Source organism: Amycolatopsis thailandensis, from assembly GCF_002234405.1.
Taxonomy (GTDB): domain Bacteria; phylum Actinomycetota; class Actinomycetes; order Mycobacteriales; family Pseudonocardiaceae; genus Amycolatopsis; species Amycolatopsis thailandensis.
In genome coordinates this window covers 25,933-51,504 of sequence record NZ_NMQT01000073.1, presented here as the reverse complement: position 1 = coordinate 51,504, position 25,572 = coordinate 25,933, and the positions used below count along the sequence as shown (strand labels likewise).

The following is a 25,572-nucleotide window of genomic DNA, read 5'->3' as shown; positions in this document are numbered from 1 at the left end:
GGCCGTATTCCGGGGTACTCCCCGCGAGGGTGACGGGCTAACCTGCCCCACCATGCGTTCCATGCCCGGCCCCGTCGCCGTGATCACGGACTCCACCGCCAGTCTCCCCGCCCCGGTCGCCGAACGCTGGGGAATCGGCGTCGTTCAGGTCCAACTGCAGGTCGGAGAGCAGTTCGACGAGGAGAACCGCTACGACCGCGAAGAAATCATCGACCACCTGCGCGCCGGAACGCCGGTGAAGACGGCACCGCCCGAGGTCGCCGCGTTCTTCTGGGCGTTCCAGGACGCCGCGAGCAAGGGCGCCTCGGCGATCGTCAGCGTCCACATCTCGGGACGGATGTCGGAGACGGTGAACGCCGCCCGTGAAGCCGCTCAGCAGGTGAACATCCCGGTGCACGTCCTCGACAGCGGGACCACCGGGATGAGCCTCGGTTTCGCGGCGACGTCGGCGGCCAAGGTCGCCGCCGCCGGTGGCCAGGCGAGCCGGGTGATCGACGCGGCCGAACGCCGGTTCCGCGGCAGCCGCGAGATCCTCTACGTCGACACGCTCGAGTTCCTGCGCCGCGGCGGTCGGATCGGCGCCGCGCAGGCGTTCCTCGGTTCCGCGTTCTCGATCAAACCCCTGCTGACGCTGAAGAACGGCGAGGTCGCCCCGCTGACCCGGGTGCCGGGCCAGCGGCGGGCGCTCAACAAACTCGTCGACCTCGCGGTGGACTGCGCGGGCGATCAGGACGTCGAGATCGCGATCACCCGGTTCGGCCCGGACGAACGCGACCTGGAGATCGGCGGGCGGTTGCGCGCGCGGCTGCCCAAGATGGTCGACAGCACCCTGGTGGACGCCAGCATGATCCTCGGCGCCCACCTCGGCCCCGGTGCCATCGGCATCACGGTGTCGCCGGTGTAGCCCGCTTCGAGGGGATCAGCACCAGGACCAGCGGGAGGACCGCGCCCAGCGCCGTCGTCACGACGATCAGCACCTGGTCCACCGGCTCGAAGTGCGAGACGTGGCCAAGGTGGTAGAGGAAGTGCGGCAGTCCGAACAGGAAGGTCGACAGCGCGGCGAGCCTGGCCACGGCGGTCGTCCCGATCACGGCGGCGCCGATCAGGATCGCCGCGAGCGCCAGGTTGAGGCCGCCGAAGTCGGCGATCAGGTGTTCGTTGAAGGGGCCGTCCATGGCGACCCAGCCGGTGCGGAAGCCGGGGAAGTCCCGGTAGAAGCCCTCCGGGCTGAGCAGTGGCCACAGCCCGACTGGCAGTTCGACGAGGCCGAAGACGACGAGCAGTACGCGGGTGATTGTCCGTTGCATGTCTTCTGGACTGGACAGCGCCGCGAAACGTGACAGCGCGTTTAGTCCTCTGGATGCGGTCCTTGCGCGTGCAACTACCGCATCCAGAGGACTAACTGCGACGGAGCGGGAAGTGACCGGCCGGTAGGGTCGCGGCGTGACCACCCCAGCCACCAGGGCCGAAGCGCTGCACCTCACCGGTGAGCGCACAGTGCCGGGCATCGCCGAGGAAAACTATTGGTACCGCCGCCACGAGGCCGCGTATCAACAGCTCCTGCCGCTGTGCGAGGGCAAGACCGTCCTGGAAGCCGGCTGCGGTGAGGGCTACGGCGCCGGGCTCATCGCCACCGTCGCCGAACGGGTGCTCGCGCTCGACTACGACGTCCCCACCACCGAGCACGTCGCCCGCCGCTACCCCGGCATCGGCGTGGCCAGGGCGAACCTGGTGTTCCTGCCGCTGCGCGACGCCTCGGTCGACGTCGTCGCCAACTTCCAGGTGATCGAGCACCTCTGGGACCAGGGCGCCTTCCTCGCCGAATGCCGCCGCGTGCTCTCCCCCGGCGGACGGCTGATCGTCACCACACCCAACCGGCTGACCTTCACCCCGGACAGCGACACCCCGCTGAACCCGTTCCACACCAGGGAACTCGCACCGTCCGAATTGGACGAACTGCTGCGCGACGCCGGCTTCGAGGTCGAGACCCTGCATGGCCTCCACCACGGCGAAGGCGTCGCGAAGCTCGACGCCAAATACGGCGGTTCGATCATCGACGCCCAGCTCGACGTCGTCATGGGACAGCTTCCCGGCCAGGCGACCTGGCCCGCGGAGCTGCTCGCCGACGTCGAAGGCATCCAGGCCGCGGATTTCGCCGTCCACGGTGAAGACCTCGACGCCAGCCTCGACCTGGTCGCCGTGGCGGTGCGCCGATGAGCGAGTACGAAGGCACGTTCTGCCTCGTCGTGCACAGCCACCTGCCCTGGTTGCCGCACCACGGGTCCTGGCCGGTCGGCGAGGAATGGCTCTACCAGGCCTGGGCGCATTCTTACCTGCCGATGGTCGACCTCCTGCGCCGCTTCGCCGACGAGGGCCGCGAAGACGTCCTCACCCTCGGCATGACGCCGATCCTCGCCGCCCAGCTCGACGACCCGTACTGCATCGACGCCTTCCACGACTGGCTCGGACACTGGCAGCTGCGCTCCTGGCACGCGTCGACGCTCTGGCGCGGCGACCCGCTGCTGCGCGACCTCGCCGCGAGCGAGTACCGGACGGCGACCAAGGCGTCGGAGGAACTCGAAACCCGCTGGCGGCACGGTTTCTCACCGATCCTCCGGTCCTTTGTGGACAACGGCACGATCGAGCTGCTCGGCGGCCCGCTGGCGCATCCGTTCCAGCCGCTGCTCGACCCGGCGGTCCGCGACTTCATGCTGCGCGGCGGCCTCGCCGACACCGCGTCGCGGATCGGACGGCGCCCCGAAGGCATCTGGGCACCCGAATGCGGCTACGCGCCCGGCATGGAGACCGGGTACGCGGCCGCGGGCGTCCAGCGGTTCATGGTCGACGGGCCATCCCTGCACGGCGACACGTCGGCGGCCCGCACCGTCGGCGATTCCGACGTCGTCTGCTTCGGCCGCGACCTCGAAGTCACGTACCGCGTCTGGTCGCCGAAGGCCGGCTACCCCGGCCACGCCGCCTATCGCGACTTCCACACCTGGGCGCACGAGGTCGGCCTCAAGCCGTCGCGGGTGACCGGCAAGACCATCGAGCCGCCGGACAAGGCGCCGTACGACCCGGCGATGGCGGCGGCCACGCTCGGCGGCCACGTCCAGGACTTCGTCGACACCGTCGTCTCCCGGCTGCGCTCGCTCAAGGCCGAGCACGGCCGCGAATCGCTCGTCGTCGCCGCGTACGACACGGAACTGTTCGGGCACTGGTGGCACGAGGGACCGGCGTGGCTCGAAGGCGTCCTGCGCGCGCTGCCCGAGGCGGGCGTCCGCGTGACCACGCTCAAGGGCGCGCTCGAAGCAGGTCACCTCGGCGGGAAGGTCGACCTCCCGGCATCGTCGTGGGGTTCCGGCAAGGACTGGCGGGTCTGGGACGGCGAGCAGGTCGCCGACATGGTGCGGGACAACACCGCCTTGCAGCACCGGATGCTCGACCTCGTCGCCGGAATGGACACCACGACCCGCGACGCCGTCCGGGATCAGGCCGTCGCCGAGGCGATGCTCGCGCTTTCGAGCGACTGGGCGTTCATGGTCACCAAGGATTCCGCCGCCGACTACGCGCGGCGGCGGGCGAAGGTCCACACCGACCGGTTCGACACGCTCGCCGGGCTGCTCCGCGACGGCGCGCACGAGCGGGCCCGGGACACGGCGGCCGCGTTCCGGCGCGACGACGGGCCGTTCGGCCACGTCGACGCGCGTGACCTGCTGAAGAAATGACGAAAGGGGAAACCATGGGGATCCACGACATCCCGCTGAAGACGCTGGCGGGCGAGGACACCACCCTCGGCACGCTCGAAGGCAAGACGCTGCTGGTGGTGAACGTGGCGTCGAAGTGCGGCCTGACGCCGCAGTACACCGGCCTGGAGAAGTTGCAGGAACGCTACGCGGACAAGGGTTTCTCCGTCGTCGGGTTCCCGTGCAACCAGTTCGCGGGCCAGGAACCGGGCACCGCCGAGGAGATCCAGACCTTCTGCTCGACGACGTACGGGGTTTCGTTCCCGCTCTTCGAAAAGCTGGACGTCAACGGGGAGACCCGGCACCCGCTCTACGCCGAACTCACCAAGGCGGCCGACGCGGAAGGCGCCTCCGGCGACGTGCAGTGGAACTTCGAGAAGTTCCTCGTCGCCCCTTCCGGTGAAGTGGTGGGGCGATTCCGTCCGCGCACCGAACCCGAGGATGAAACGATCACCAAGGCCATCGACGCCGCGATCGGCGGCTGACTCCGCTCTTCCACGGGCGGCTTTCCGGATCACTCCGGAAAGCCGCCCGTTTCCTTTTCCGGCGAACCGGTGACCAAAGTCCCCGAATAGCCGCGACACTCGCGCGATGGCTGGTTTATCGTTCACAAACCCTTGCCAGACAAGGGAATTGTCGTCGACAGAGAGGTGAATCGGTCTACCCGATTGCACTATGGCGCGGCCCCGCGGACAGGGGAAGACTCCTTCGTCGGGGCTCCCGCACTTCGTCAACGCCGACAACCAGAAAAGTGTGGCCGAAATGATCGAAAAGAACATGCTGCCCAAGGAATTCCTCTCACTGGCGACAGTGCAGGCGTCCGAAGAGAACGCGCTCCTCGACAGGCAGAACGTCGTGGGCGTGGCGCTCGGCACCAAGTGGTCGGGCGGAACCGACACCGGGGAAAAGGCGATCACGGTCCTGGTCGACACCAAGCTGCCGAGCGAGCTGCTCCGTGACGACGACCTCATCCCGGCGACGCTTTCCGGTGTGCCCACCGACGTCCAGCAGGTCGGCGTGCTGCAAGCGGGCCGGACCGTGGCGCCGCCGAAGGTCAACGGCGCTTCCCCGTCGCTGGCCGAGGCACCGGCGGCGCCGCCGGTCCGCCAGGTCGAAACTCCCCGTGAGGCCGTCGATCCGCTGACGCTGGCCCGGCGTTTCCGCCCGGCGTTCGGCGGGGTGAGCGTCGGCCACTTCCAGATCACCGCCGGCACGTACGGCACCGCCGTCTACGACGCGGCCGCGCTGCCCGGCATACCGCCGAGGTTCTACATCCTGAGCAACAACCACGTGCTGGCCAACACCAACGCGGCGGCCATCGGCGACCCGATCCTGCAGCCGGGCCCGTTCGACGGCGGCGTCATCCCCAGCGACATCATCGCCAGGCTGAGCCGGTACGTGCCGATCAAGTTCATCACCCCCGGGCAGCCGGTCCCGCTGAATTTCGTCGACGCGGCCGTCGCCGAAGGCCAGTTCCACGACCTCGACCGGCGGATCTTCTGGGTCGGCGACCTCCGGGGCGTGAACCCGGCACCGACCGTCGGCCTCGCGGTGCAGAAGACCGGCCGGACCACCAACTGGACCACAGGGCGGATCACGAACATCAACGCCACGGTGGACGTCAACTACGGCGGCGGCCGGGTGGCCAGGTTCGCGAACCAGCTGCTCACCACCAACATGTCGGCCGGTGGCGACTCGGGCAGCATCGTGGCGGAGCTGGACAACGACTTCGCCGTCGGCCTGCTGTTCGCGGGTTCGCCCGCGGTCACCGTGGTCAACCGGATCACGCTGGTCGAGGCCGCGCTCGGGATCAGGGTGTACCCGTAGTGGCCGAAGTGTCCGATGTGGATGCCGCGCTCGTCACGGCGTCGCGGTGGCTCGACGACGTCCCCGGAGTGGTCGGGGTCGGGCAAGGCGAGGCCGAGGGCGCACCCACCATCGACGTCTGGATGACCCCCGGTCACGACCCCGGGCAGCTGCCTTCTCAGCTGCTCGGGGTGCCCGTCAGGGTCCGTGACCCCGGCGGCCCGATCGAGCCTCAGCCGGGCTGACCCACCTCGGTCACCGCGCGGTTGCGGGCGGAGACCGCGGACGGATCCGCCTTCACCACGCGGCGGTCGTAGGTGAGCAGGCCGTTGACCTCGTTCTCGACGTCGGTGGTCTGGGTGTAGATCGCGCCGGAAAGCCCGGTTCCGGCGACGATCCGTTCGAGGTGTTCGCTGACCTCGGCATAGCGTTCGGTCAGCCGTGCCGAGGTCGGCGTCATCTCGTAGGCCTGCGGTTTCCCCGGCCAGCGGTGCTCGTCGAGCACCAGGCCGAGGCCGCCGTACTCGCCGTCGACGATCACCCGGTGGTCCTTCAGCGCGGGTTTCCCCGGTCCGACGTAGGTGTGGTCGTCGTAGACGTCGCCCGCGCCGTCGTCCGGCCGCGAGAAGCAGCAGTTCACCCCGCTGTTCGCGACGACGAGCCTGGTCGGGTCGAGGTCCTTCACCAGCTTCGCGATCCGCGCGGTGTCGAATTCGCCCCAGCCCTCGTTGAACGGCACCCAGCCGACGATCGAGGTCACCCCGCGCAACTGCTCGACCATCTCGATCAGTTCGGCTTCGAACCGTGCCTTCGCCTCGGGCACCGGGTCTGGCGCGATCCCGGGTGGACCGTCGAAGGAGACGGTGAGCGAGGGCATGTCCTGCCAGACGAGCAGGCCCAGTCTGTCCGCCCAGTGATACCAGCGCTCCGGCTCGACCTTGACGTGCTTGCGGACGAAGTTGAAGCCGAGTTCCTTGGTCTTCTCCAGATCGAACCGCAGCGCCTCGTCGGTGGGGGCGGTGTGGATCCCGTCCGGCCAGTAGCCCTGGTCGAGCGGGCCGTGGAGGAAGGTGATCCGGCCGTTGAGCGCGATCCGCGGCCTGCCCTCGGCGTCGGCGACCGTCCCGATCGTGCGCAGCCCGGTGTAGGACTCGACGACGTCGAGGACGGTGCCGCTCTCGTCGAGCAAGCGGACTTCGAGGTCGTAGAGGTAGGGGTCGTCCGGTGTCCACAGACGCGGCGAAGGCACCTCCGCGCGCAACGGCCGTCCCGCGTCCCCCGCGACGCGTGCCACCTCCGGGCCGCCGGGCTCGCTGACGATCACTTCGACGCGAGCGCCGCCTGTGACCTTGGGCACAACCGTCACCCCCGTGAGGTCCGGGGTCAGCGGCAGATCCGCGACGTGCGCGGACGGCACCGGCTCCAGCCAGACGGTCTGCCAGATGCCCGACGTGGCGGTGTAGAAGATCCCTTCCGGGGCGTTGCGCTGCTTGCCGACGGGATGCGTCGAGGCGTCGGTCCGGTCGATCGCGCGGACGGTCAGTTCCTGCGATCCCGACGGCCGCAGCACGCCGGTGATGTCCGCGCTGAAGGCCGTGTACCCACCTTCGTGGACGGCGACCTCCTGGTTGTTGACCCAGACCGTCGCGGACTGGTCGACGGCGCCGAAGCGGAGCATCACCCGCTGTCCGTCCCACTCGGACGGGACCTGAAAAACCTTGCGGTACCACAGGGTTTCGTCGTGCCGCCCGATCCCGGAAAGCGCGGACTCCGGCGGGAACGGCACCAGGATCCGCTCGCCGTACCCGTTCCGGCCGGGCGAGCGGTCCCCCGCGTACTCCCAGACGCCGTTGAGGTTCAGCCAGCGTTCGCGGACGAGTCGCGGGCGCGGGTACGCGGGCAGCGCGTTGCCGGGTCCGACCTGCGCGGACCACGGGGTCGACAGGACCGGTTCGACGGGCTTGAAGGCCGGTTCGGCCGCGTTCACCGAAGACGTCATCGGCCCGATGGTGGCAAAGATCGCCGCCCCTGTCGCCCTCGCCCGGCTTTCACCAGTGGGTGATCGCCCCGTCCCGGTGACCACCGACTCACGAGTAACCTCCACCCATGCGCGTGCTGATGTTGTCGTGGGAGTACCCACCCGTGGTCGTCGGCGGACTCGCACGGCACGTCCACGCCCTGGCCCGGCACCTCGCCCGGCAGGGGCACGACGTGGTCGTCCTGTGCCGTCACACGGCGGGCACCGACGCCGAGACCCATCCGAGGACCGATCGCGTGGTCGAGGGCGTGCGGATCATCCGGGTCGCCGAGGATCCGCTGCACGTGACCTTCGAACGGGACCTCGTCGCGTGGACGCTGGCCATGGGGCACGCGATGGTCCGCGCCGCGACCGATCTGCTGCGCGGCTGGCAGCCGGACGTCGTGCACGCGCACGACTGGCTGGTCACCCACCCGGCGATCGCGATCGCCGAGGCCGCGCGGGTCCCGCTGGTCGGCACGATCCACGCCACCGAGGCCGGACGGCACTCCGGCTGGCTCTCGCATCCGCTGAACCAGCAGGTTCACTCGGTCGAATGGTGGCTCGCGAACCGCTCGGACGCGCTGATCACCTGTTCGCAGGCCATGCGCCGCGAGGTGGCGCATCTGTTCGAGGTCGACGGTGACGCGGTCACCGTGATCCACAACGGCATCGAGGAGCGCACCTGGCAGGTGCCCGCCGAAGAGGTCGCGCACGCGCGCGAGGTCTACAGCCCCTCCGGCGCGCCGCTGCTGCTGTACTTCGGACGGCTGGAATGGGAGAAGGGTGTGCAGGACCTGCTCGCCGCGCTCCCCCGGATCCGCCGCGCCAAACCGGGGACCCGGCTGGTCGTCGCCGGCAAGGGCAGGCATCTGGAGGAACTGGTCGACCAGGCGCGCAAGCTGCGCGTTCGCCGCGCCGTGGACTTCGTCGGACACCTGTCCGACCGGGAACTGCGCGCCATCCTGGCCGCGGCCGACGCCGTCGTGCTGCCCAGTCGCTACGAGCCGTTCGGGATCGTCGCGCTCGAGGCGGCCGCCGCGAAGGCTCCTCTCGTGGCGTCCACCGCGGGCGGGCTCGGCGAGGTCGTCGTCGACGGGGAGACCGGCCTGGCCTTCAGCCCCGGCGACGTCGACGCGCTCGGGGACGCCGTCGAGGCGGTGCTGGACGACGAGGTCGCCGCGGCGCGGCGGGCGCTGACCGCGCAGTCGCGCCTGGCGGCGGACTTCGACTGGGGGCGCATCGCGGAGGCGACCGTCGCGGTCTACCGGCGGGCTCGCGTCGGCGAGCCGGTGGAACTGGGCCGCCCGAAGATCGCGACGGGCAACGCCTTCGAGCCGTAAACCGCATTCAGAGGACTAAACGCGGCGCTTGTCCGCCTGCGGTACATGAAGGCCCCCTTCCTTGCGCTAGACGCAAGGAAGGGGGCCTTCATGTACTGGGGAATGTGTGAAGGCCGAGTTTCCTCGGCTGAGCCGAGGGAAGGGGGCCTTCACACGCTACCGCTGTGACTGCTGGTGTACCTGGTGCGTCTGCCGAGTCCGTGAAGGCCTCCTTCACTACCTTCAGGGTAGGAAAGGGGCCCTTCACGACCCACGCGGCGCTGGGGCGGAGGGGGAACCCGGTACGTCGGGGGAACCGGATCCCCCCTCCACGAGTGTCGCGGGTCGCGAGGGGCACGACCCCCGGGCTGCTCTAGGTGGCGAAGATCAGAAGTGGCAGGGGCGGACGCAGTCCGGCCGCGCCGAGATCGTCGCGGAGGCGGACACGGCCGGCGCGGCGAGGACGACGGCGAGGATCGCGAAGGCCGCGGCCAAGACGCTTCTCAACTGCTTCTTCATGGTGGCTCCTCGGGGAAACAGGCGGAATTCCCACCCGGCGCAGAGCATCCGCGCGACCCGCCGCCGAAACAACGGGGGTATCACTAGGTACCGCTACCTATTCGCCATCCGTGACCGCTTCATCCCGTTCCGCTGGTGAGGCGGGGCTCAGGAAAGCGTCCCCCGCCCGCACGTCATGAGGGGTCCCCATGGGACGAAAAACGTCTCATGGGGACCCCTCATGACACCTACGGACGCACGCCCGACAGCGCTACCGGAAGAGCGTGCGCGTGAAGCGGGTCCGGCGGCGGGGAGCCTCCGCCACCGGACCCGTTGGGCCACACCGTCCCAAACCGGTGTGGAACCCGGCCGCCCCGCGTCAGGTAGGAGCGGCCGGAGCCTGATCAATGCGTGGTCAGGTACCGCGCGTACGCGCCGGTGGTGAGGAAGCTCGGCAGCTTCTCGCCCAGCGCGGTCTCGGTGAAGATCTCGTAGGCGTCGCCGAGACGGTTGTCCTCGCCCAGCTCGGCCCGCACCGACGCCAGCTCTTCGTCCAAATAGGACACTGCGAGTTCGCGGGTGAGCGCGGTGCCGTCTTCGAGCTTCGTGCCGTTGCGGATCCACTGCCACACCTGGCAGCGGGCGATCTCGGCGGTGGCGGCGTCCTCCATCAGGTTGTGGATCGCCGCCGCACCGGTGCCCCGCAGCCAGGCGTCGACGTAGCGCAGCGCGACGTTGATGTTGGCGCGGACACCGGCTTCGGTGACCTCGCCACCGGCGCTCGCGACGTCGAGCAGGTCCTCGGCGGTGACGACGACGTCCTCGCGGAGCTTGCCGAGCTGGTTCGGCCAGCCGCCGAGCGCCTCGTCGAACACCTCGCGGCAGACCGGGACGAGGCCGGGGTGCGCGACCCACGAGCCGTCGAAGCCGTCGTTCGCCTCGCGTTCCTTGTCCTGGCGCACCTTCTGCAACGCGGTCGCGTTGATCTCCGGGTCCTTGCTCGGGATGAACGCCGCCATGCCGCCGATGGCGTGCGCCCCGCGCTTGTGGCAGGTGCTCACCAGCAGTTCGGTGTAGGCCCGCATGAACGGGACGGTCATCGTCACCTGCGCGCGGTCCGGGAGCACGAAGTCCGCGCCGTGCGAGGAAAAGTTCTTGATGACGCTGAAGATGTAGTCCCAGCGGCCCGCGTTCAGCCCGGCGATGTGCTCGCGCAGTTCGTAGAGGATCTCCTCCATCTCGAACGCGGCGGTGATCGTCTCGATCAGCACGGTCGCCCGGATCGTGCCGCGCGGGATGCCGAGTTCCCGTTGCGCCAGCAGGAAGACGTCGTTCCACAGCCGCGCTTCGAGGTGGTTCTCGAGCTTCGGCAGGTAGAAGTACGGGCCGCTGCCGCGGGCCAGGAGCTGTCGCGCGTTGTGGAAGAAGTAGAGGCCGAAGTCGACCAGGCTCGCCGAAACCGGGCGGCCGTCGATGCGGATGTGCTTCTCCACCAGGTGCCAGCCGCGGGGGCGGGCGACGATCGTCGCGGGCTCGTCGCCGATCGTGTAGCGCTTGCCCGCCTCGGTGGTGAAGTCGATGTTGCGGCGGATCGCGTCGAACAGGTTGAGCTGGCCGTCGATGACGTTGTGCCAGGTCGGCGACGTCGCGTCCTCGAAGTCGGCGAGCCAGACCTTCGCACCGGAGTTGAGCGCGTTGACCGTCATCTTGCGGTCGGTCGGGCCGGTGATCTCGACGCGGCGGTCTTCGAGACCGGGCGCGGCCGGGGCGACCGACCAGCTGCTGTCGTCGCGGACGGCGTGCGTCTCGGGCAGGAAGCCCAGCGGCTTCTCGCCGGACTGCAGCTCTTCGCGGCGCAGACGGCGGGCGTCGAGCAGCTCGCGGCGGCGGCCGGCGAAAGCGTTGTCCAGTTTGGCCACGAAGTCCAGTGCGGCCGGGGTGAGGATCTCGTCGAACCGGTCACCGGCAGGTCCGCAGACGTCGATCCGGTAGTTCAGCTTCTCAACCATGGTGTGCCTCCGCTGGGCTTCGCGAGAGATAGAAGGGGAAGGGCGGTGGCGGTCTCCCTTGGGGGGAGGGCGGGAGACCGCCACCTGGCACCTACTTGCGAGGGATCAGAACTGCTCGGCCTCGGTGGAACCGGCGAGCGCGGTGGTCGAGCTCTCCGGGTTCAGCGCGGTCGCGACGTTGTCGAACCAGCCGGTGCCGACCTCGCGCTGGTGCTTCGTGGCGGTGTACCCGCGGTCCTCCGAAGCGAACTCGCGCTCCTGCAGGTCGACGTAGGCGGTCATGCCTTCGCGGGCGTAACCGTGCGCCAGGTCGAACATCGAGTAGTTCAGGGCGTGGAAGCCGGCCAGGGTGATGAACTGGAACTTGTAGCCCATGTGGCCGAGCTCGCGCTGGAACTTCGCGATCGTCGCGTCGTCCAGGTGCTTCTTCCAGTTGAACGACGGCGAGCAGTTGTAAGCCAGCATCTGGTTCGGGTACTTCGCCTTGATCGCCTCGGCGAACTGGCGGGCGACCTCGAGGTCCGGCTTGGAGGTCTCCATCCACAGCAGGTCGGCGTACTCGGCGTAGGCCAGACCGCGGTCGATGCAGGGGTCGATGCCGTTGGTGACGTTGTAGAAGCCCTCGGCGGTGCGCTCGCCGGTGACGTACTTGCGGTCACGCTCGTCGACGTCGCTGGTGATCAGCGTGGCGGCCTGGGCATCGGTGCGGGCGACGATCAGCGACGGCACGTTCAGCACGTCCGCGGCGAGGCGGGCGGCGTTCAGCGTGCGCTCGTGCTGCTTGGTCGGGATCAGCACCTTGCCGCCGAGGTGACCACACTTCTTCTCGGAAGCGAGCTGGTCCTCCCAGTGCACACCCGCGGCGCCGGCGGCGATCATGCCCTTCATCAGCTCGAACGCGTTGAGCGGGCCACCGAAGCCGGCCTCCGCGTCGGCGACGATCGGGGCGTACCAGTCGATGTCGGTGTTGCCCTCGGCCCAGTTGATCTGGTCGGCGCGGCCCAGCGCGTTGTTGATACGGCGGACGACGGCGGGCACCGAGTTGGCCGGGTAGAGGCTCTGGTCCGGGTAGGTCTGGCCGGAGAGGTTCGCGTCGGCGGCGACCTGCCAGCCGGACAGGTAGATGGCCTTGAGGCCGGCGCGGACCTGCTGCACGGCCTGATTACCGGTCAGGGCGCCCAGCGAGTGGACGTAGTCCTCGTTGTGCAGGAGGTCCCACAGCTTCTCCGCACCGCGGCGGGCGAGCGTGTGCTCTTCGACCACACTGCCGCGCAGCTTGACCACGTCAGCCGCGGAGTACGAACGCTTCACGCCCGCCCAGCGGGGGTCGGTCTCCCACTGCTTGGCCAGTTCGGCGGCCGCCTGCTCCAGCTGCTGCGCGTGCTGAGTCATCGGATTCTCCCGGGTGTTGCGAAGTTTGCGAGTGATCGCCTTTCCTGACTCGACCCTGACATGACAGGGGAAATCCGATCCAGGGCTCCAATTTGCCAATTTCTGCGAAGCTTCCGTAGCATCTTGCAAAGGTTGCGAATCTCGCGTTCGCAAGCGGAGCGAAAATCCACGGGCTTGACCGTTCACTGAATCGTTCAGGCCCGGAAACCTTGCGGACAGAGAGGCCTCAGTGGACAAAACCTTCGCCGGAGCGAAGCTGCGGCATCTGCGTGAAAGCCGGTCCATGAGCCAGGCTGATCTCGCTCGTGTGCTGGAGATCTCACCCAGTTACCTCAATCAGATCGAGCACAACTCGCGTCCGCTGACCGTCCCGGTGCTTCTTCGCATCACGCAGGCGTTCGGAGTGGACACCGAGTTCTTCGCGAACAACGACACCGCGCGGCTGGTGGCCGATGTGAAGGAAGCGCTGCTCGACGAGGTGCTCGGCGTGGACGTCACGAACAGCGAGCTCAACGACCTCGCCACGAACCTCCCGACGATCGCCCAGGCCCTGGTCAAACTGCATCGCAGCTACCGCAACGCCGTCGAGAACACCGCCGCGCTGACCATGGAGAACGGCCTCGGCCTGCACGGCAGCGCCGCCACCGCGCTGCCGCACGAAGAGGTCCGCGACTTCTTCTACGAGCGGGAGAACTACGTCGCCGAGCTGGACGAACGCGCCGAACGGATGGCGCGGGACATCCCGCTGCACCGCGGTCAGGTGCTCGCGTCGCTGAAGGAGACACTGATCCAGCGCTACGGCGTCGACGTCACGAACGAAGGCATCGACGAGGCCAACGGCCAGCAGCACCGGTACGAGCCGGGGCCGCGGGTGCTGCGGCTGGCGCCGAGCCTGCGCGTCGGGCAGCAGGCGTTCCGGATGGCCTCACAGATCGCCCTGCTCGAATACGACGACCTGATCACCGAACTCGCCGACTCCTGGGCGTTCTCCGGGCCCGCCGCGCGGTCACTGGCCCGCGTCGGGCTCGCGAACTACTTCGCGGGCGCGCTGATCCTCCCCTACGGACCGTTCGTGGCCTGCGCGGAACGCTTCCGCTACGACATCGAGCGGCTGTGCGACCACTTCGGCGTCGGCTTCGAGACGGTCTGCCACCGGCTCTCGACGTTGCAACGGCCGAAGAACCGCGGGGTGCCGTTCTCGTTCGTGCGCGTCGACCGGGCCGGGAACATGTCGAAACGCCAGTCCGCGGCCGGTTTCCACTTCTCCCGCGTCGGCGGCGCGTGTCCACTGTGGAACATCTACGAAGCGTTCACCCAGCCGGGCAAGATCCTCACCCAGATCGCGACCCTGCCCGACGGCAAGAGCTACTTCTGGATCGCGCGGACCGTCTCGCGCAACATCGGCGGCTACGGCAGCCCCGGCAAGACGTTCACCGTCGGCCTCGGCTGCGAACTCCGGCACGCGAAACGGCTGATCTATTCGACCGGGCTCGACCTCGACGATCGCGCCGCGGCCACCCCGATCGGCATGGGTTGCAAAGTCTGCGAACGTCCGGCCTGTTCACAGCGCGCGTTCCCCACGATCGGCAAGCAGCTGACCGTCGACGAGAACACGAGCACCTTCGTCCCGTACCCGGCGGTGCCGAAGGCGCCTTGAGCCGTCTTGATCTCCCTGGCAGGGTTGCCGACGACGGCCACCGGTGTGACGGCGGCCACCGCACTGGGGAGAACTGCATGATCTTGGTGACCGGGGCAGGCGGGAACGTCGGCTCGGAACTGACCGGAATCCTGGCGAACGGCGGACATTCCGTCAGAGCGCTGGTCCGCACGCCGCGGCCGCTGCCCGACGGCGTCGAAGGAGTGATAGGCGATCTCAACGAACCGACGAGCCTGAAGACCGCGCTGGAAGGCGTCCGGGCGGTCTTCCTGCTCGGCGGCTACGACGACATGCCCGGCGCGCTCGCGGTGATGCGCGGCGCGGGCGTCGAGCAGGTGACACTGCTGTCGTCGCGTTCGGTCGTCGGCGGGCAGCCGGACAACGCCGTCGCCGGAACGCACATGGCGGCCGAGGCGGCGGTGCGCGCGTCGAAGCTGGCTTGGACCTTCCTGCGGCCGAGCGGGTTCATGTCCAACACGCTGCAATGGATCCCGCAGCTGCGGGCCGGGGACGTCGTCCGCGAGCCGTTCGCGAACGTGCCGGTGGCGACGATCGATCCGTACGACATCGCCGCCGTCGCCGCCGAATCCCTGACCACGCCGGGACACGAGGGCCGGGCGTACGCCATCACCGGTCCGGGTTCGCTCCGGCCCGCCGACCGGCTCCGCGTGCTGAGCGAACTGCTCGGCCGGGAACTACGGCTGGAACCGTTGCCGGACAACGAGGCCCGGACGACGATGAGCGCGGAAATGCCGGAGAAGTACGTCGACGCCTTCTTCCGCTTCTTCGCCGAGGGCGAGTTCGACGATTCCGCGGTCACGGGTGCCGTCCAGGACCTCACCGGCCGGGAGCCGCGGCCGTTCGCGACCTGGGCCCGGACCCACCTCGCCGCTTTCCGCTAGATCGCGTTTCGTCCTCTGGATGCGGTACTTGCGCGTTCAAGGACAGCATCCAGAGGACGAAACGCGGGCGGGTCACACCAGGAAGTGGAACAGCGGGCTGCCCGGCTCCACCCGTTCCACCTGCAACGGGCTCGCCTCCAGCCGATGCAGCAGTCCTTCGAGGTCGCCGGGGCGCGCGAGTTCGACGCCGATCAGCGCCGGGCCCGTCTCCCGGCTGTTGCGCTTCACGTACTCGAACCGCGTGATGTCGTCGTCCGGTCCGAGGACCTCGTCGAGGAATCGCCGCAGCGCGCCGGGCTCCTGCGGGAACCCCACCAGGAAGTAGTGCTTCAGTCCTTCGTGGATCAGCGACCGTTCGAGCACTTCGCCGTAGCGGCTGACGTCGTTGTTGCCGCCGGAGACGACGCACACCACGATCTGCCCGGGGTCGATCTTCACCGTCTTGCCCAGCGCGGCGGTCGCGAGCGCGCCGGCGGGTTCGGCGATCACGCCGTCGGACTGGTACATCGAGAGCATCTCCGTGCAGATCGCGCCCTCGGCGACGTCGGTGAGTTCGACACCGCCGTCGCGAACCAGCGGATACGTGACCGATCCGGCCAGCGCGACAGCGGCGCCGTCCACGAACGTGTCGACGGCTTCGAGCCGCACCGGCTCACCGGCCGCCAGCGCGGCCGCCATGCAGGCCGCGCCCGCCGGTTCGACCCCGACGATCCGCATCTCCGGCGCCCGTTCCGCGGCCCACGCGGCGATCCCCGCGAGCAGGCCGCCCCCGCCGACCGGCACCACCATGACGTCCGGGACGAACCCGAGCTGCGCGACGACCTCCATCGCGACCGTCCCCTGCCCGGCGACCGTCTCCGGCGCGTCGAACGCGGGGACCAGCGTCGCGCCGGTCCTCTCCGCGTCCTGCTTCGCGGCGGTGAAGGCGTCTTCGTAGGTCTCGCCGACGACGATGACCTCGATGTGCGAACCGCCCAGCGTCGCGATCCGCTCGCGCTTCTGCCGGGGAGTCGTGCCCGGGACGTAGACGCGGCCGTCCGCGCCGAGACGTCGGCACGCGTACGCGACACCCTGCGCGTGGTTGCCCGCGCTCGCGCAGACGACGCCGCGCTCCCGGTGCTCCGCGTCGAGCTGGACGATGAAGTTGTAGGCACCGCGGATCTTGTACGAGCGCACGGTCTGGAGGTCTTCGCGTTTGAGCCAGACCCGGGCGTCGACCCGCGCCGAGAGCCGCTCGTTCGGTTCGAGCGGCGTGCGGGTCACCACCCCGGCCAATCGCTTGGCGGCCTCTTCGACCGTTCGGGCGCTCACCGTTTCGATCCCTTGCACGAATGCTGAATGTACTGACCGCCTCGGACCACGGCGGAGAGTGGTCCAGTGGGTGGTTCACGAGGTTGTCGGTGGTCTGTGGTCCACTGGTCGCCATGGTGAGCAAGGTCGACGGAGTCCGGAGTCTCGATGCGTTGCGCGAGCTGGTCCACAGCGGCGCGGAGCCCGAGTACCAGCTCTTCTACGGCCACACGCCGCTCAAGAGTGGCCGGGTCAACGCGGCCTGCCTGAGCCAGTGGTGGCTCGCGCCGTTCGTCGCGGACGGCGAGCGGTACCCGACGGCCGAGCACTACATGATGGCGAGCAAGGCGGAACTGTTCGGCGATCACGAAGCCGCGGCGGCCATCCGTCAGGCGCCGGACCCCAAGACCGCCAAGATCCTCGGCCGCGAGGTCTCCGGCTTCGACGCCGAGGTGTGGGAGCGGCACCGCTTCGACATCGTGATCGACGGCAACCTGGAGAAGTTCCGCCAGCACGACGAGGAGCGGGAGTTCCTGCTGGGCACCGGCGACAAGGTGATCGTCGAGGCGTCCAAGATGGACCTGGTCTGGGGCAGCGGCGTCGCCCGCGACGACAAGAACGCCACCCGCCCCGACTACTGGCGCGGGCAGAACCTCCTGGGCTTCGCGCTCATGGAGGTCCGCGAGCAGCTGCGCGACTAGTTCCCGGTGTGCACGAACACGTGACTCGCGTGCTCAGAAACCGCACTCGCGTGTTTGGAGGCGGATCTCACGTGCTTGAAGGCGGAACACGCGAGATCCGTCTCTGAACACGCGAGTTCCGTCTTCAAGCACGCGAGTCACGTGTTCAAGCACGCGAGTTACGAGTCCACGCCCAGGGTTTTCTGGAGTGCCTTGTTCGCCTTACGCGCCATGTCCGCGACAGCCTCGCGGCGGGCGGCGTCGGCCGCGTAGTCGTCCTGCCGGTTCCGGACGACGCGCGCCGGCGAACCGACGGCGATCGAGTAGTCCGGGATGTCGCCCCGCACCACGGCGTGCGCGCCGAGGACGCAGCCGCGGCCGACCCGGGTGCCCTTGAGCACGGAGACCTTGGTGCCGATCCAGGTGTCCGGCCCGATCCGGACCGGCGACTTCACGATGCCTTGGTCCTTGATCGGGACGGTGATGTCGGTGGTGACGTGGTCGAAGTCGCAGATGTACACCCAGTCCGCGACGAGCGTGGCCGCGCCGAGCTCGATGTCGAGGTAGCCGTTGAGCACGTTCTGGCGGCCGAACACCGCCTTGTCGCCGATGCGCAGCGAACCCTCGTGACAGCGGATGGCGTTGCCGTCGCCGATGTGGACCCAGCGGCCGATCTCCAGCCGTCCGTAGCCGGGACGGCAGTGGATCTCGACGTCCTTGCCGAGGAAGACCATCCCCCGCAGGATGATGTGCGGGTTCGCGATCCGGAACTTCAGCAGCCGCCAGTACCGGACCAGGTACCAAGGCGTGTACGCGCGGTTCCGCAGCACCCAGCGCAGCGAATCCTTGGTCAGGAACTTCGCCTGCCGCGGATCACGGCGGGCCTGGCCCCAGGCACGGAGCCGCGTCAGCGCGGGCGCACCCCACATGGACGTCATACCGGTGACCGTAACCTGTGATCAGGCCGCCGACCGCAAAGGGGAGCAAGCGCATGGGCACCAAGCTGATCATCGACACCGACCCGGGGGTCGACGACGCCTTCGCGCTGGCGCTGGCCACGCAATCCGAGGACGTGGACCTGCTCGGTGTGACCACGGTGTTCGGCAACGTCCCGCTGAGCCACACCACGGCCAACGCGCGCCGCCTGCTTCAGCTCTTCGGCCGCGAAGACGTCCCCGTCGCCGCCGGTGCCTCGCGGCCGCTGGTCTACGACAACGCCAAGCCCGCCGGGTTCGTCCACGGCGAGGACGGGCTGTCCGGCCACGCCGGCACGCTGCCGGAGGCGAAGCGCCCGCTCGACGGACGCGGCGCCGTCCGCCTCCTGGTGGATCTGCTGGAGGCCGCCGACGAGCCGGTGACCATCGCCCCGATCGGCCCGCTCACGAACATCGCGCTGCTGCTGGCGGCGCATCCGGAGATCCGCGAGAAGATCGGCCGGATCGTCATCATGGGCGGCGGGGTGACCAAAGGGAACTCCACCACGGCCGCCGAGTTCAACATCTGGAGCGACCCCGAGGCCGCGCGCCGGGTGCTGGTCGACGGGGACATCCCGACCGTGCTGGTCCCGCTCGACATCACGCACCAGTGTTCGGTCGACACGGATTGGCTCGGCAAACTCGCCGCGTCCGGCCCGCTCGGCGCGGCGCTCGAAGCGCTGACCCCGACCTACGTCCGGCACTACACCCCGATCCTCGGCATCCCCGGGATGGTCATGCACGACGCGGTCGCGGTGGCCGAAGCGATCCGGCCGGGCATCCTCCACACCGAGTCGTACCCCGTGGACGTCGAGTGCGGCTTCGGCCCCGCGCGCGGGGCGACGCTCGTAGACCGGCGAAGGCTGCGAAGCACCGATCCGCAGGCCGTGCCCGGCCGCACCATCGACGTCGCGCTGACCACCGACGTCGACGCCTTCCGCGAGTTCGTCCTCGGCCGGCTCACCGGAGGCCGGTGATGGAGCAGGGAACCTCCCGCCGCCGCAGACTTCCGGTGATCATCGCCGCGGTGGTCGTCGCGGGCGCCGCTTTGATCGCCGCGGTCACCTTCGCGCCGAAGGAAGGGCCGAAGCCGGAGGCCGTCGCCGCGCCGGCGTCTGCCCCGCCCGCTCCGCCGACGTCGTCCGCCCCCGCGGAGATGCCGAAGGAACAGCCGAAGGTCCCGCAGCAGATGGGGCAGGAGTTCGACGCCTGGGTGTCGAAGACCAGTGGCTGGCTCGACATCCCGCTGCGCGCGATGACCGGCTACGCGAAGACCACCGTGACGCTGAGCAAGGAGACGCCGGGCTGCAGGCTGTCCTGGGTGACGCTGGCGGCCCTCGGGAAGATCGGCTCGGATCACGGCCGCGCCACCGGTTCGAGCCTGAAGGACGACGGCGTGATGACCGTCCCGCTCGGCGCGGTCGAGGTCCGCGACTTCTACAACAAGGTCGTCTCGTCCGCGAACGCCAGCGGACCGCTTCAGCTGACGCCGTCGGTGTGGAGCCAGTTCCAGGCCTCGGCGAGCGGCGGGAAACCGAATCCGCAGAACATCGACGACGCCACGCTGACCGCCGGCCGCGCCCTGTGCGCGGGCGGGCGCGACCTCGGCCAGGGCCAGACGTGGTGGAGCGCGGTGAGCACCTTGCAGCCCGCGCCGCTGCTGATGCACCGCACCCTCGCCACCGTGAACGTCTACGGCACCGTCGGCCAGAGCACGCAGCCGCCGAACGCGGCGGCGCTGAGCGCGGTCAACTTCGCCATCGACAAGATCGGCCTGCCGTACGTCTGGGGCGGCAACGGCACCGGCGGCGGCGACCCCGGTTTCGACTGCTCCGGCCTGACGACGGCCGCGTACGCGAGCGCCGGGGTGAAGCTCATGCGCACCGCCCACACGCAGTACCACAGCGTCAGCAAGGTGGTCGATCCCCAGCTGGGCGACCTGATCTTCTACGGCGAGCCGAACACGAAGATCCACCACGTCGGGCTGTACATCGGGAACCAGCAGATGATCGACGCCCCGCAGACCGGACAGGCGGTGCAGGTGCACACCTACCGGAAGCAGGGCGACGATTACGCCGGAGCGGGCCGTCCGACGGCCGGATCCGCCTAGAGTGACCGCGTGTATTCACCGATCCCGGTCCTGAACGAACTGAAGGACCTTTACGACTCGACCCGCGACTACCTCGCCGACGGCTTCGAGCTGCACGACTACGACCGCAAGAACAGCTTCCCCCAGGAGCTGGACGACCCCGCGTTCCTTTCGCGGGTGATTCCCTTCGCCCAGGCGAACGGGAGCGGCTCGACCTACGCGATCTGGCGAGCCGATGACGAGACGGACCTCGCCCTGCTGCCGATCGTGGTCTTCGGCGACGAGGGCGGTGAGCACGTCGTCGCCCGCGATTTCCGGGATTTCCTGCGGCTGCTGGGATTCGACACCGAGATCACGGTCGACCACGACTCCGCCTACTACTACCGCGAGGAAGACGACGACCACAGCGGCTCGCACGAGATGTTCGCCGAGTGGCTCCGGGAACGCGGCCTGACACCGGCCGAGGACCCGGACGCCCTGATCGCCGCCGCCCAAGAGATCCACGGGGAGCGGTTCCGGGCGTGGATCACCCCGTTCTACGAAAAGCTCGGCTGGGCCTGACTCAGTCCCGCCGCTCGAAAATGTCGAGCAGCTGCTGAGGGATCTCGTCACCGAAGATGCTTTCGAGCAGGAAGTCCTCTTCGATGGGCGTTTCGCACCGGACGTACATGGCCTGCTCGTACTCGCCGAGCGCGGCCTCGACGTCGCCGGGACGCGCCGCGAGGGCCTTGCCGAGCTCGGCGCCGTCGAGCATGGCCAGGTTGGCGCCTTCCCCGTTCGCCAGCGCGAGATGGGCGGCGTCGCCGAGCAGGGTCACGCCCGGGACGCGATCCCACCGCAGCCCGGACGGCAGGGCGTAGGCGGGACGGTGGATCGGCGCGATGTCGCTGTCGGTGATCAGCGCGGTGAGCTCGGGCGACCAGCCCTCGAACTCGGCGGCGATCCGCGCCTTGGCCGCCTCGGCGTCGGAGAAGTCGATGGCGTCGAACCACTCCAGCGGCCGGACGAGCTCCACGTAGGCGTGCAAGGTGTCGCCGGTTTCCCGGTGGGCGTTGATCCCCATGCCCGGCGTGCTCCCGTTCCCGAACATCGACCCGCCGCCGACCGTTTCCGCCACGGCGGCGTGCCGGGTGTCGGCGTCGTACAGATAGGTCTCGACGATCGACGTGCCGCTGTACTCGGGGACGGCGCCGGTGAGCAGCGGCCGGACGCGCGACCACGCGCCGTCCGCGCCGACCAGGAGCCCGGCGACGACGAGGGTGCCGTTTTCGAACGTCACCTCGTGACGGCCGTCGTCGAGCGTCCGGACGCCGGCGACCTTGTGCCCCCAGCGGACGGTGCCCTCGGGGAGCGAGTCGAGCAGCATCTTCCGCAGGTCGCCGCGCTGCGCCTCGGGACGGCCGCCCGTGCCGTCGTCCTCACGCTCGAACAGGACGGTCCCGTCGACGTTGAGGACCCGCAGCGCCTGACGGCCCTCCAGGACGATGCCGCGGAACTCGTCCATCAGTCCCGCCGCGGCGAGGGCGAGCTGACCGTTGTAGTCGTGGATGTCGAGCATCCCGCCCTGCAGCCGCGCGGTCGGGGACGCTTCCGCCTCGTAGACCTCCGACGGGATGCCGTGGACGTGCAGGACGCGGGCCAGGGTGAGGCCGCCGAGACCGGCGCCGATGATCGTGACGGGGGTGTTCATGGTGACTCCTCGGATTCGCGACTGGAATGACATTCCAGAGACTGTCGCGATCCGCTGGCAGGTCACGCACACGACGCTGGCACCGGCCTGGCACGCCCTGTCAGCCGAAGAAGGGCCCCGCGGGCTCCTCCGACTCGCGACTCCGGCAGGTGAGCTCAGGCCTTGTCGTGCACGGTGATCGCGTAGCCGTCCGGGTCGGCGAAGGCGAACGTGCGGCCGAACGGCCCGTCGAACGGCTCCGTCAGGATGGTGACGCCCGCGTCGACCAGCCTGTCGTGCAGCGCCTGGGTGTCGTCGGCGTGCAGCCACAGCGCCACGCCCGACCCCGGCCGCGGGGAGATGGCGTCGAGGTCGGTGCCTGGCACGGGTTCCCGCACCGCGAACGGGATCGTCTTGGTGCCGAACACGACCGCGTGGGGCGGCGCGACGGGCAGTCTGCTCAGTCCGAGGTGGGTCTCGTAGAACGCGGCGGCGCGGTCGAGGTCGCGTACTTGCAGTGAGAAGAAATCGGGTCCGGTCACGGTCATGTCGTCCTCCATGTCAGGGTGTTGACATGGCTAAGATATGTCATGATGCTGACATGAGTCAAGGCGAGACGGTCGGCCCGCTGGACCAGTCGGTGGGGTACCTGCTGAAACGAGCGGCGACGGCGCTTCGCACGGCTATGGACGCCGCATTGCGCCCCCTCGACCTCACGGTGCCGCAGTACTCCTGCCTCGAAGTGCTGTCACAGCGGCCGGGGCTGTCCAACGCGGAACTGGCGCGGGCCGTGTTCGTCACCCGGCAGTCGATGAACCTGGTGCTGCGCGGATTACAGGACCGCGGGCTGGTCACCCGTCCGACGACGGCGCCGCAAGGCCGCGCCCTGCCCAGCACGCTCACCCCCGCCGGGCGCGCTCAGCTCCGCGCCGCCAGCGGTCTCGTGCGCGAGGTGGAGAAACGGATGCTCGAACCGCTTGCCGCGGCCCAGCGGGACAGACTGCTGCACGACCTCGCCGCGTGCGTCGACGCGCTGTCCCCGCACGAGTGACTCAAGACCTCGTGCTCACCAGCGTCTCCGGCTTGAACGCGAACACGTCGTCACCTTGAACGAGCACGTGCCAGTCACCGCAGACCTTGTCCGTCCGGCTCTCCTGCCCCTGCGGCCACCACTGGGCCGCGAGCGTGGCCGGCTGGGTCGAGGCCGCCCCCGGGGCGCAGTCGGCGGGCAGCGTCCCGCCGGTGAACCGCAGGATCCGCTCGGAACCCGTCGTCCGGATGACCTCCGTGACCGCTCGCGCCCGGTCCGGCACCCACTCCGGCAGCCGGGCGTCCTTGTCGCGTTTGCCCGCCGCGCCGGTCGTGTAGCCGACCGTCTTGACGTGCCCGTTGGCCTTTTCGGTCAAGCCTTCCCTGAGGCCGCATCCGGACAGGGCGACGGTGGCCGTCGCGGCGGCGAGGACGGCGGCGGTGATCTTCGTGTTCATACCTTCGAGTCAACCTCGCGGAGGCGTTCGAGGAATCGGACTTTCGGCCCGGGCGGGCGGCCATCCGGCCGATCTTCACTGGCGCGGCCACGAAGACATGGAACGCTTCTTCGCCGCCATGAGCGCCACCTGGGAGGTCTTCGATCTGGTGGAGCAGAGCTTCCTGAGCGAGACCAGTCCCTTGGTCGTCCTGACTCACGTGCACGTCCGGTCGAGGGCCACCGGCCGCGATCGCGGCGGCCTGCACGAACTACCATTCCGTTGATGACCGCCTACCACGATCTTGACGTGTTCGAGGAAGCCGCTTCGCTGCCGGAGCGCCAGCAGAAGATCCTGCTGACCATCCGCGAATGGGTGGTGGAGCACGGGTACTCGCCGAGCACGCGCGAGATCGGCGAAGCGGTCGGACTGCGTTCGACGTCCTCGGTGTCGAAGCATCTGGCGGCCTTGGAGGAGAAGGGTTTCCTCCGCCGCAGCAGCTCCATTTCCCGCCCCATCGACGTCCGCGCCTTCCTGCACGGGACCACCTCCCGGGAATCCACAGAGGACTCCGTGCCGGTTCCCGTCGTCGGTGACATCGCCGCGGGCACGCCGATCTCGGCCGTCGAGCACGTCGACGACGTGATGACCCTTCCGCGTGAACTCACCGGGCGGGGCAACGTCTTCGGGCTGCGGGTGCGCGGTGACTCGATGATCGACGCGGCGATCTGCGACGGCGACATCGTCGTGGTGAAGCAACAGCAGGAGGCGCACTCCGGGCAGATCGTCGCCGCGATGATCGACGAAGAGGCCACGGTGAAGGTGTACCGCCGCCGCGACGGTCACGTGTACCTCGAACCGCGCAACCCCGCCTACGAGGTCATAGACGGGGATCGTGCGGCAGTGCTGGGTGTCGTGGTCTCGGTGCTGCGCAGCGTCTGACTTCAGGCGACGAAGCCGAGCACCAGCGAAGCGGCGACGGGCGCCAGGTACATCAGCGGGAACGCGACGTGCGACGGCCAGTGCGCGCGGAGCACCGTGATCACGGCACCGGCGAAGTAGAGCACCAGGCCGATCCCGGCGGCGACACCGAGCGCGGGCACCCACAGGCCGGCGACCAGGCCGAGCGCGCCCGCCGCCTTGGCGACGCCGAGCGGGGTCCACCAGGTGCGCGGAACGCCGTAATCGGCGAGCGGCTGCACGACCCACTTGGCGCGGAAGAAGATCGAGGCGGCCGAGAAGGCGGCCATGAACGCTCCGAAGAGGGTGACGATGACGTATGCGGTGGTCATTTCGGTTTCTCCTTGGGGTCTCGGTGGTTCGTCGGGTTGACCCCTGCCTCCGGACCGATGTGACAGCGCGGCGCGTGAAGCACGTCACACCCTCGGAAAGCTCGTTCGCGGGCGTCGTTCCCCGGTTTTAGAGCAAGCGCTCTGTTATTCTCGCGCCATGGCCCGCCCCCGCGTGCACGACCTGGACCGGCTGCTCGACGCGGCCGAGCGCCTCGTCGTCGAGCGCGGCGCCCGAGGCGTCACCGTCCGGTCGCTCGCGACCGCCGCGGGAGTCCCGAACGGCACGATCTACCACGCTTTCGGCTCACTCGGCGCCCTGCTGGCCCACGTCTGGCTCCGGGCGGCGAGCGGATTCCTCGACCTTCAGACCGAACTGGCGGAGCAGGCCGAAGACCCGGCCGCCGCGGTCGCCGCGGCGGCGGACGCACCGGCCGCTTTCGCCGGCCGCAGGCCGGAGGCCGCCCGTCTGCTCATCACCGTCAAGAAGGAGCACCTGCTCGGCCCGCAGGTCCCCGAAGACCTCGCCGGAGATCTCCTGGCGCTCGACAAACGCCTGGTCGCACTGCTGGTCAGGCTCGCCGAACGGCTCTGGGACCGGCGGGACGCGCAAGCGGTCGAGGTACTGACCACCTGCGTGGTCGATCTGCCGACGGCCCTGTTCCGCCGCGCCTTCACCTCGGGTGAGCCGATCCCTGAAGACTCCCGCGTCCGCCTCGCCGCCGCGGTCCACGCCATACTCCTGCTCCCACCCCCACGAAAGGACTGA

28 protein-coding genes are annotated in these 25,572 nt (G+C 69.3%); 17 read left to right on the top strand and 11 right to left on the bottom strand.

Going from position 1 to position 25,572, the window contains the following annotated elements; translation table 11 throughout:
- Window positions 1-52: 52 nt before the first annotated feature.
- On the top strand, window positions 53-904 hold the full coding sequence (locus tag CFP71_RS20785) for a DegV family protein (protein ID WP_093935531.1): 852 nt from the start codon (window positions 53-55) through the stop codon (window positions 902-904).
- Here CFP71_RS20785 and CFP71_RS20780 read toward each other — a convergent pair.
- The gene (locus tag CFP71_RS20780) at window positions 885-1,307 is read right to left on the bottom strand and encodes a hypothetical protein (protein WP_093935530.1); all 423 of its coding nucleotides are present in this window, start codon (window positions 1,305-1,307) and stop codon (window positions 885-887) included. The genes CFP71_RS20785 and CFP71_RS20780 overlap by 20 nt on opposite strands.
- A 136-nt stretch (window positions 1,308-1,443) precedes the next feature.
- Between CFP71_RS20780 and CFP71_RS20775 the strand changes: the two genes are divergently transcribed.
- From CFP71_RS20775 to CFP71_RS20755, 5 genes are all read left to right on the top strand, one after another.
- Window positions 1,444-2,217 carry a class I SAM-dependent methyltransferase gene (locus CFP71_RS20775; protein WP_093935529.1) on the top strand — a complete coding sequence of 258 codons (774 nt, stop codon included), beginning with the start codon at window positions 1,444-1,446 and terminating at the stop codon, window positions 2,215-2,217.
- Window positions 2,214-3,725, top strand: coding sequence for a 1,4-alpha-glucan branching protein domain-containing protein (locus CFP71_RS20770; protein WP_093935528.1), 1,512 nt, complete (start codon window positions 2,214-2,216; stop codon window positions 3,723-3,725). The genes CFP71_RS20775 and CFP71_RS20770 overlap by 4 nt, the downstream gene beginning before the upstream one ends.
- Before the next feature lie 14 nt (window positions 3,726-3,739).
- Window positions 3,740-4,228, top strand: a complete 489-nt coding sequence (locus CFP71_RS20765) for a glutathione peroxidase (protein ID WP_093935678.1) — start codon at window positions 3,740-3,742, stop codon at window positions 4,226-4,228.
- Between the two features lie 277 nt (window positions 4,229-4,505).
- Window positions 4,506-5,570: a chymotrypsin family serine protease gene (locus tag CFP71_RS20760; RefSeq protein ID WP_093935677.1), complete on the top strand. Its 1,065-nt coding sequence runs from the start codon at window positions 4,506-4,508 to the stop codon at window positions 5,568-5,570.
- The gene (locus tag CFP71_RS20755; RefSeq protein ID WP_093935527.1) at window positions 5,570-5,794 is read left to right on the top strand and encodes a hypothetical protein; all 225 of its coding nucleotides are present in this window, start codon (window positions 5,570-5,572) and stop codon (window positions 5,792-5,794) included. Before CFP71_RS20760 ends, CFP71_RS20755 begins: the two co-directional genes overlap by 1 nt.
- Here the strand turns inward: CFP71_RS20755 and CFP71_RS20750 are convergent.
- Window positions 5,782-7,548, bottom strand: coding sequence for a glycoside hydrolase family 2 protein (locus CFP71_RS20750; protein ID WP_093935526.1), 1,767 nt, complete (start codon window positions 7,546-7,548; stop codon window positions 5,782-5,784). The two genes, CFP71_RS20755 and CFP71_RS20750, sit on opposite strands and share 13 nt — an antisense overlap.
- A 107-nt stretch (window positions 7,549-7,655) precedes the next feature.
- Between CFP71_RS20750 and CFP71_RS20745 the strand changes: the two genes are divergently transcribed.
- A complete protein-coding gene (locus CFP71_RS20745; protein WP_093935525.1) occupies window positions 7,656-8,909 on the top strand; it encodes a glycosyltransferase family 4 protein in 1,254 nt (417 codons plus the stop codon).
- A 366-nt stretch (window positions 8,910-9,275) separates the two neighbouring features.
- On the opposite strand, the gene CFP71_RS45370 is transcribed toward CFP71_RS20745, so the two are convergent.
- From CFP71_RS45370 to aceA, 3 genes are all read right to left on the bottom strand, one after another.
- Window positions 9,276-9,407 carry a hypothetical protein gene (locus tag CFP71_RS45370; protein ID WP_279629232.1) on the bottom strand — a complete coding sequence of 44 codons (132 nt, stop codon included), beginning with the start codon at window positions 9,405-9,407 and terminating at the stop codon, window positions 9,276-9,278.
- Window positions 9,408-9,790: 383 nt separating this feature from the next.
- Window positions 9,791-11,395, bottom strand: a complete 1,605-nt coding sequence (gene aceB, locus CFP71_RS20740; protein WP_093935524.1) for a malate synthase A — start codon at window positions 11,393-11,395, stop codon at window positions 9,791-9,793.
- Between the two features lie 105 nt (window positions 11,396-11,500).
- Window positions 11,501-12,787: an isocitrate lyase gene (aceA, locus tag CFP71_RS20735; protein ID WP_007031644.1), complete on the bottom strand. Its 1,287-nt coding sequence runs from the start codon at window positions 12,785-12,787 to the stop codon at window positions 11,501-11,503.
- A 229-nt stretch (window positions 12,788-13,016) separates the two neighbouring features.
- Between aceA and CFP71_RS20730 the strand changes: the two genes are divergently transcribed.
- Window positions 13,017-14,444: a short-chain fatty acyl-CoA regulator family protein gene (locus tag CFP71_RS20730; protein ID WP_093935523.1), complete on the top strand. Its 1,428-nt coding sequence runs from the start codon at window positions 13,017-13,019 to the stop codon at window positions 14,442-14,444.
- Window positions 14,445-14,521: 77 nt separating this feature from the next.
- Complete coding sequence (locus tag CFP71_RS20725) at window positions 14,522-15,346, top strand: NAD(P)H-binding protein (protein ID WP_093935522.1); 825 nt, start codon at window positions 14,522-14,524, stop codon at window positions 15,344-15,346.
- A 72-nt stretch (window positions 15,347-15,418) separates the two neighbouring features.
- Here CFP71_RS20725 and ilvA read toward each other — a convergent pair whose 3' ends face one another.
- Window positions 15,419-16,675, bottom strand: a complete 1,257-nt coding sequence (gene ilvA, locus CFP71_RS20720) for a threonine ammonia-lyase IlvA (RefSeq protein ID WP_093935521.1) — start codon at window positions 16,673-16,675, stop codon at window positions 15,419-15,421.
- 95 nt (window positions 16,676-16,770) lie between these two features.
- Between ilvA and CFP71_RS20715 the strand changes: the two genes are divergently transcribed.
- Window positions 16,771-17,337: an NADAR family protein gene (locus CFP71_RS20715; protein ID WP_208635997.1), complete on the top strand. Its 567-nt coding sequence runs from the start codon at window positions 16,771-16,773 to the stop codon at window positions 17,335-17,337.
- 158 nt (window positions 17,338-17,495) lie between these two features.
- Here CFP71_RS20715 and CFP71_RS20710 read toward each other — a convergent pair whose 3' ends face one another.
- Entirely contained in the window at window positions 17,496-18,254 is a 759-nt protein-coding gene (locus tag CFP71_RS20710) for an acyltransferase (protein WP_093935520.1), read from the bottom strand.
- A gap of 53 nt (window positions 18,255-18,307) precedes the next feature.
- Here CFP71_RS20710 and CFP71_RS20705 point away from each other — a divergent pair, with 53 nt between their 5' ends.
- The 3 genes from CFP71_RS20705 to CFP71_RS20695 are packed head-to-tail and all read left to right on the top strand — an operon-like array spanning window position 18,308 to window position 20,940.
- Window positions 18,308-19,267, top strand: coding sequence for a nucleoside hydrolase (locus CFP71_RS20705; RefSeq protein WP_093935519.1), 960 nt, complete (start codon window positions 18,308-18,310; stop codon window positions 19,265-19,267).
- Window positions 19,267-20,400, top strand: coding sequence for a C40 family peptidase (locus CFP71_RS20700; protein WP_093935518.1), 1,134 nt, complete (start codon window positions 19,267-19,269; stop codon window positions 20,398-20,400). Before CFP71_RS20705 ends, CFP71_RS20700 begins: the two co-directional genes overlap by 1 nt.
- Window positions 20,401-20,409: 9 nt before the next feature.
- On the top strand, window positions 20,410-20,940 hold the full coding sequence (locus tag CFP71_RS20695) for a hypothetical protein (RefSeq protein WP_093935517.1): 531 nt from the start codon (window positions 20,410-20,412) through the stop codon (window positions 20,938-20,940).
- Between the two features lies 1 nt (window position 20,941).
- Here CFP71_RS20695 and CFP71_RS20690 read toward each other — a convergent pair whose 3' ends face one another.
- Entirely contained in the window at window positions 20,942-22,069 is a 1,128-nt protein-coding gene (locus CFP71_RS20690; protein ID WP_093935516.1) for an FAD-dependent oxidoreductase, read from the bottom strand.
- A 155-nt stretch (window positions 22,070-22,224) separates the two neighbouring features.
- A complete protein-coding gene (locus tag CFP71_RS20685) occupies window positions 22,225-22,596 on the bottom strand; it encodes a VOC family protein (RefSeq protein ID WP_093935675.1) in 372 nt (123 codons plus the stop codon).
- A gap of 53 nt (window positions 22,597-22,649) precedes the next feature.
- Here CFP71_RS20685 and CFP71_RS20680 point away from each other — a divergent pair, with 53 nt between their 5' ends.
- Window positions 22,650-23,099: a MarR family winged helix-turn-helix transcriptional regulator gene (locus CFP71_RS20680; protein WP_093935515.1), complete on the top strand. Its 450-nt coding sequence runs from the start codon at window positions 22,650-22,652 to the stop codon at window positions 23,097-23,099.
- A 1-nt stretch (window position 23,100) separates the two neighbouring features.
- Here the strand turns inward: CFP71_RS20680 and CFP71_RS20675 are convergent, their stop codons facing one another.
- Window positions 23,101-23,535, bottom strand: coding sequence for a hypothetical protein (locus CFP71_RS20675; protein ID WP_093935514.1), 435 nt, complete (start codon window positions 23,533-23,535; stop codon window positions 23,101-23,103).
- Window positions 23,536-23,653: 118 nt separating this feature from the next.
- On the opposite strand from CFP71_RS20675, the gene CFP71_RS20670 reads away from it, so the two are divergent.
- Window positions 23,654-23,800, top strand: a complete 147-nt coding sequence (locus CFP71_RS20670) for a hypothetical protein (RefSeq protein WP_244199762.1) — start codon at window positions 23,654-23,656, stop codon at window positions 23,798-23,800.
- Complete coding sequence (gene lexA / locus CFP71_RS20665; protein WP_093935513.1) at window positions 23,800-24,456, top strand: transcriptional repressor LexA; 657 nt, start codon at window positions 23,800-23,802, stop codon at window positions 24,454-24,456. Before CFP71_RS20670 ends, lexA begins: the two co-directional genes overlap by 1 nt.
- A 2-nt stretch (window positions 24,457-24,458) precedes the next feature.
- Here lexA and CFP71_RS20660 read toward each other — a convergent pair whose 3' ends face one another.
- Window positions 24,459-24,806, bottom strand: coding sequence for a DoxX family protein (locus tag CFP71_RS20660; RefSeq protein WP_093935512.1), 348 nt, complete (start codon window positions 24,804-24,806; stop codon window positions 24,459-24,461).
- A 157-nt stretch (window positions 24,807-24,963) separates the two neighbouring features.
- On the opposite strand from CFP71_RS20660, the gene CFP71_RS20655 reads away from it, so the two are divergent.
- A complete protein-coding gene (locus tag CFP71_RS20655) occupies window positions 24,964-25,572 on the top strand; it encodes a TetR family transcriptional regulator (protein ID WP_093935511.1) in 609 nt (202 codons plus the stop codon).